Origin of the sequence: Microbacterium sp. HD4P20 (genome assembly GCF_019449275.2) — a bacterium.
GTDB lineage: Bacteria > Actinomycetota > Actinomycetes > Actinomycetales > Microbacteriaceae > Microbacterium.
The window spans coordinates 1-4,032 of sequence record NZ_JAHZQZ020000004.1; the positions used below are offsets into that span (position 1 = coordinate 1).

The following is a 4,032-nucleotide window of genomic DNA, read 5'->3' on the forward strand; positions in this document are numbered from 1 at the left end:
GTCGGCCCGGGGTGGGTCGGGTTTCTGAGTGAGGGAGTTGACGATGGCCGATTTCGGTGCTTCGTATAGCGAGATGGAGCAGGTGGCGTCGTCGCTGTCGCAGGCTCGTGATGACATTCAGGGTCAGCTGGACTCGTTGAAGAGCCAGGTGGACACGTTGCTGGGTGAGGATTTCAAGACGCAGCACGCGTCGGGCAAGTTCGGTGAGGGTTACTCGGAGTTGACGACGGGTCTGAAGGGTGCTGTGGACGGCATCAATGACATGTCGGAGTCGCTGCTGGGCATGATGCGTGCGATCCAGGACCTGGATCAGCAGCTCGCCGGCGGCTGAACCGCACAGCTTCCCGGGTGAGGGAGCCGACGCACCGTCGGCTCCCTCATTCGCTGCCTACACCGACGGAGGATGCCGCACGTGGACATCATGCTCGACCTCGAGCAGCTCAAGGCTGCACAGTCCGGCCTCACGGCATCGATCTCGGAGTTCGACGACGCGTCGGACACGAACGACGACCTGGAGGACGCCGTCGGGCGTCCCGACGGGCGCAGCGCTCTGCTCGACCAGGTGATCGACTTCGAGGTGGCCTGGAGAGACAAGCGCGGCAAGCTCAAAGAGAACCTCGAGAACATCAACAAGCAGTTGACGTCCATCGTCGACGGCTGGGATGAATGGGACACCTCGACGGCCCAAGACCTCGAGGGCTCCACGACCACCACCGCCGTCAACTCGACGAGAGCCTCCTGATGCGGTCGCCGAACCGGGGCTACGACCTCCAGCAGCTCGAGGGGAACGCGGCCGACATCACCGCGCGCGGCGGACAGCTGAAGACGCTCGCGACCACGATGGAGAACACCTCGGTTCAGCTCAAGGCAATCGGTGACTCGTCCGTCCACAAGAGCAAGGGGACGGACAAACTGGCCGAGATGGCCAACGAGACTCACGCCGATCTCTCAGACGCAGCGGTGCGCTACCGCGGCACGGGCCAGAGCCTCGCCACGTACGGCGAGGCGCTGAACACGGCGCAGTCTTGGCTGCGAACCAACCTGAGCGATGTCGAAGATGCGGAGAACGCCTACCAAGCTGCGCTCACCGCAAAGGCGGACGCAGACTTCGCCGAGAGCACCGCGTCGACCACCGCCGCCGGTTCCGACGATGAAGCCCTCACGCGTGCCGCCGATCGAGCCGAGTCGGATGCGGATTCGGCCGCGACGGCCCTGACGAACGCGCAGACCGTGCGGAACGAGCTCTGGGAGGAGTTCGAAGACGTCTTCGGCACCTGGTCCGATGCGTACGACGACGCCGTCGACGGCATCGAGAACGCGATCGAGAGTGCCGACAACAACGACGGATTCTGGGAGTTCATCGACAACGTGCTCGAGGTCATCGCGATCGTTCTGGTCGTGCTCAGCATCATCGCGCTCATCATCGGCGCGCCCCTCACCGGCATCCTGGCGGGAATCATCTTCGCGCTGGCCGCTGCCTCGTTCCTGCTCACCGCCCTGAAGTTCGCCTACGGACGGGCGAGCCTCAGCGATCTCGCGTGGAGCGCGGTCGGGCTCCTGCCTTTCGGCATCGGCAAGCTTCTCTCACGCGGAGTCCCCACGCTCGGGACGGTCGTCCAAGGTGGCCGCGGTGTCGTCACGGCAGCCATCCGCAGCAGCCTGCCGCAGTTCTCTCTCCTGCGCCCCACGACGTGGGCCGCCCCGCTGCAGTCGCTCTTCGCGCCGGTGAGGTCGTGGCTCGCGCTTCCGAAACCGGGCATGCTCACCAACCCGCTGACGGCACTCCGTCTAGGCGGTGCGGAGACCGCACAGATCACCACGTTCCTGAACACCATGCGCAGCACGCCCTGGGCGACCAGTCCCGGGGTGGCGCAGTTCATCTCGTCGACGGCGGGTTCACTGCCCGGCGGCATCCGTCAGGCCGCCAATGTCATCGCGTGGGGCGGCTTCAGCTTCGTCGACGGCCTGGGCCTCTTCGATGCGCAGCCCCAGATCCCGGGCCTGCGCGATGTCCGCGTAAGCTGACGGTCGTGAACCGCCGTCCCGTAACGCGCCTCCACCGATTCGCGTTCACCGCATACGTCGCCGTCGCCGTGCTGCCCGCGCTGATCCTGGTGGTCTTCCTCGTCGGTTCGCTCATCCTCTCCGGCGGTCAGGTGAGCCCCACGATGGACACGAAGTGGGATGCGGTCGTCGCGTATCCGCTGTTTCCGGTGCCGACGCCGCTCCTCGTCGGCCTCGCCATCGCCTCGGTCGCCCTCGTCGTGCTCGTCGTCGCGACCGCCTGGCCTGGCGATCTGCCCGGCCTCCGCGGTCTCATCGGGCCCACCGTCAGTGCCATCATCGCGGCCGTCCTGTTGTCGGGTCTGGTTCCCGACGAAGGCAGGCGATACGGCGATGTGGTGTGGGGTGGACAGTGGGTCGCGGGCCTCATCAGCCTGGCCGCGCTGGTGGTCCTGCTTGCCGCAATCGCCTTCATCCACTCCCGCAACCCTTCGGCGCGCTCTGTATGACGGCCCTCACGGGCTTTCGCATCCTCATGCCCCCGGGCTGGTCGCAATACCGGGTCGACGAGGCGGGACGCGCGCGTTTCATGGAGAAGCTGTCGGCGCGGATGAAGCAGATCGGCAATCCAGAGCTCGACGTCAGGCTGCGGATGCTCGCGAACGCGCAGTGGCGGCGCCTGGAGCAGACGCGGACGCACAGCGTCTACTTCCCTGATCGCGAGATCGACGGGCTCGCCCATCTGCCGCTCTCGCTGGCGGTGAGGCAGCACGTCGCACCGTCGGGCACGGTGTTCGCCGACGGCCTCGGCAGTCTCACGACAACTGCGATCGAGACCTACGACACCGCCACCGGGCCGATCCAGCGCTGGCAGTCCGAGAAGGCCGGAAGCGACGACATGGCCGGGATCACGACGCGCGCGGTCGGCTACGGTTTCGCGGTGCCTGGGGCGGATGGCCGGCGCGGGCTCGTCTTCCTCGCGACCATCCCGTATCCCGACGACGCCGATCCCGTCCTCGTAGAGGGAGCGACCGAGCTCGTGGACTCGATCATGGAGACGTTCCGATGGCGGTAGCCCCGGTGTACACGCTCTCGCTCGAACCCACGTGGCTGCCCGTGCCCCTGCGATTCCCGTGGGGAACCTTCGCCCGCCCGGAGGACTGGGCGGCCGAGCTCGCCGGCAGTCTCCTGATCGACACCGGCGCGGGCGACCAGGAGCGTGACCTCCTCGGAGCGACGGCGTTGCACTTGCAGGGGATGCCGGGGCCCCTTCCTGGAGCGATGGAGCGCTTCTGGCGCACCGAGTTCGTCGGCGGGGTGACGATCGTCGCGCATCTCTATGTCACCGATTCGGATGCCGCGACGCCGGACGATCTCGTGCAGCTCTCGCGTGCCGGTGTCGGGGGAGTCGTGCAGACCTGGGCGACTCTCGACGACACCGCGTTCGACACCGCGATCACCGCTGTCGTCGTGGCCGGTAGCGAGCAGGCCGAGGTCTACGGACTGCGGTATCTCGGCATCCGCGACGGGTTCGTCTTCCTGCTCGATCTGCTGCACGACGATCCGCTCATCGTGGACGCGGTGCAGGCGGAACTCGAGCGGATCTTCCGTTCGATCCGCTTCGCGTAGTGCGCGGAGGGGCCATGGGTAATGGTCCCCATGGGCGGAGTGCGGGGTGTCGGTTAGGTTGGGTGTCGTCGGCCCGGGGTGGGTCGGGTTTCTGAGTGAGGGAGTTGACGATGGCCGATTTCGGTGCTTCGTATAGCGAGATGGAGCAGGTGGCGTCGTCGCTGTCGCAGGCTCGTGATGACATTCAGGGTCAGCTGGACTCGTTGAAGAGCCAGGTGGACACGTTGCTGGGTGAGGATTTCAAGACGCAGCACGCGTCGGGCAAGTTCGGTGAGGGTTACTCGGAGTTGACGACGGGTCTGAGGGGTGCTGTGGACGGCATCAATGACATGTCGGAGTCGCTGCTGGGCATGATGCGTGCGATCCAGGACCTGGATCAGCAGCTCGCCGGCGGCTGAA

Annotated in this window: 7 protein-coding genes; all 7 read left to right on the plus strand. The window is 66.4% G+C overall.

What is annotated here, in order from left to right:
• Positions 1–43: 43 nt before the first annotated feature.
• Positions 44–331, plus strand: a complete 288-nt coding sequence (locus K0817_RS00790) for a WXG100 family type VII secretion target (protein ID WP_219979039.1) — start codon at positions 44–46, stop codon at positions 329–331.
• A gap of 81 nt (positions 332–412) precedes the next feature.
• Positions 413–742, plus strand: coding sequence for a hypothetical protein (locus K0817_RS00795; RefSeq protein ID WP_219979040.1), 330 nt, complete (start codon positions 413–415; stop codon positions 740–742).
• Positions 742–2,025: a hypothetical protein gene (locus K0817_RS00800; protein ID WP_219979041.1), complete on the plus strand. Its 1,284-nt coding sequence runs from the start codon at positions 742–744 to the stop codon at positions 2,023–2,025. The genes K0817_RS00795 and K0817_RS00800 overlap by 1 nt, the downstream gene beginning before the upstream one ends.
• Before the next feature lie 5 nt (positions 2,026–2,030).
• The gene (locus K0817_RS00805; RefSeq protein WP_219979042.1) at positions 2,031–2,513 is read left to right on the plus strand and encodes a hypothetical protein; all 483 of its coding nucleotides are present in this window, start codon (positions 2,031–2,033) and stop codon (positions 2,511–2,513) included.
• Entirely contained in the window at positions 2,510–3,079 is a 570-nt protein-coding gene (locus K0817_RS00810) for a hypothetical protein (protein ID WP_219979043.1), read from the plus strand. Before K0817_RS00805 ends, K0817_RS00810 begins: the two co-directional genes overlap by 4 nt.
• Positions 3,070–3,633: a hypothetical protein gene (locus K0817_RS00815; protein ID WP_219979044.1), complete on the plus strand. Its 564-nt coding sequence runs from the start codon at positions 3,070–3,072 to the stop codon at positions 3,631–3,633. Before K0817_RS00810 ends, K0817_RS00815 begins: the two co-directional genes overlap by 10 nt.
• A gap of 110 nt (positions 3,634–3,743) precedes the next feature.
• The gene (locus K0817_RS00820) at positions 3,744–4,031 is read left to right on the plus strand and encodes a WXG100 family type VII secretion target (protein WP_219978423.1); all 288 of its coding nucleotides are present in this window, start codon (positions 3,744–3,746) and stop codon (positions 4,029–4,031) included.
• The last annotated feature ends 1 nt before the right edge of the window (position 4,032 follow it).

Coding starts and splice junctions, on each gene's coding strand:
- K0817_RS00790 (WP_219979039.1), top strand. CDS start 44: ATGGCCGATTTCGGTGCTTCGTATAGCGAGATGGAGCAGGTGGCGTCG.
- K0817_RS00800 (WP_219979041.1), top strand. CDS start 742: ATGCGGTCGCCGAACCGGGGCTACGACCTCCAGCAGCTCGAGGGGAAC.
- K0817_RS00810 (WP_219979043.1), top strand. CDS start 2,510: ATGACGGCCCTCACGGGCTTTCGCATCCTCATGCCCCCGGGCTGGTCG.
- K0817_RS00815 (WP_219979044.1), top strand. CDS start 3,070: ATGGCGGTAGCCCCGGTGTACACGCTCTCGCTCGAACCCACGTGGCTG.
- K0817_RS00820 (WP_219978423.1), top strand. CDS start 3,744: ATGGCCGATTTCGGTGCTTCGTATAGCGAGATGGAGCAGGTGGCGTCG.